The sequence below is a fragment of the Rhodanobacter fulvus Jip2 genome (assembly GCF_000264315.1).
Classification (GTDB): Bacteria; Pseudomonadota; Gammaproteobacteria; order Xanthomonadales; family Rhodanobacteraceae; genus Rhodanobacter; species Rhodanobacter fulvus.
Genome location: NZ_AJXU01000061.1, coordinates 1 through 920 on the forward strand (window position 1 = coordinate 1; position 920 = coordinate 920).

1 protein-coding gene is annotated in these 920 nt (G+C 62.9%); it reads left to right on the forward strand.

Features of this window, described 5'->3' with window-relative positions; translation table 11 throughout:
• Nucleotides 1–351: 351 nt before the first annotated feature.
• Entirely contained in the window at nucleotides 352–888 is a 537-nt protein-coding gene (gene hslV / locus UU9_RS13940) for an ATP-dependent protease subunit HslV (RefSeq protein ID WP_007082406.1), read from the forward strand.
• The last annotated feature ends 32 nt before the right edge of the window (nucleotides 889–920 follow it).

The following is a 920-nucleotide window of genomic DNA, read 5'->3' on the forward strand; positions in this document are numbered from 1 at the left end:
GCGATGAAGCCAGAACAAGCCACGTGCCCAACCTCAGCACCACAAAAGCACCGTAATACCCTCTCCCCTGCGGGGAGAGGGCAGGGGAGAGGGGGACACGCCGCGGGGAAATCACAACGAAGTTGATCGCCACGCCGAAAAGCCCCTCCGACAAACTTCCCCGCAAGCACCGGCCCCTCTCCTGTGTCCTCTCCCCAAGGGGGAGAGGAGGTCACGGTGCCTTCGAACTTTCACGTTTATCGGTCGCACCTTTAAACAACCCGCACGCTCGCGCCGCATTCGCTCAGCGTTGAAGCCAGGCCTTCAAGTCCCCATCTCATCGGACCAAGCCATTCGAGTTGCGGAGCCCCCATGGAAGCATTCCACGCCACCACCATCGTCTGCGTGCGCCGCGAAGGACGCGTCGTTATCGGCAGCGACGGCCAGGTCACGCTGGGCAATACGGTGATGAAAGGCAACGCGCGCAAGGTGCGCCGCCTCGGCAAGACAGGCGACGTGGTGGCCGGGTTCGCCGGTGCCACTGCGGATGCCTTCACCCTGTTCGAACTGTTCGAGCAGAAGCTCGAGAAGCACAACAACAACCTCACCCGCGCCGCTGTGGAAATGGCCAAGGAATGGCGCACCGATCGCCGCTTCGGCAAGCTCGAGGCGATGCTGGCGGTGGCCGACAAGGAAACCTCCCTGCTGATCTCCGGCAACGGCGACGTGGTGGAACCCGAGCACGGCCTCATCGCCATCGGCTCCGGCGGCCCGTTCGCGCAATCTGCCGCCATGGCCCTGCTGGAAAACACCGAACTCGATGCCCGCACCATCGTCGAGAAGGCGCTGAAGATCGCCGGCGACATCTGCATCTACACGAACCACAACGTTTCCATCGAAGAGCTTTAAGCCCCGCCTTTCGTCATCCCGGCGAAAGCCGG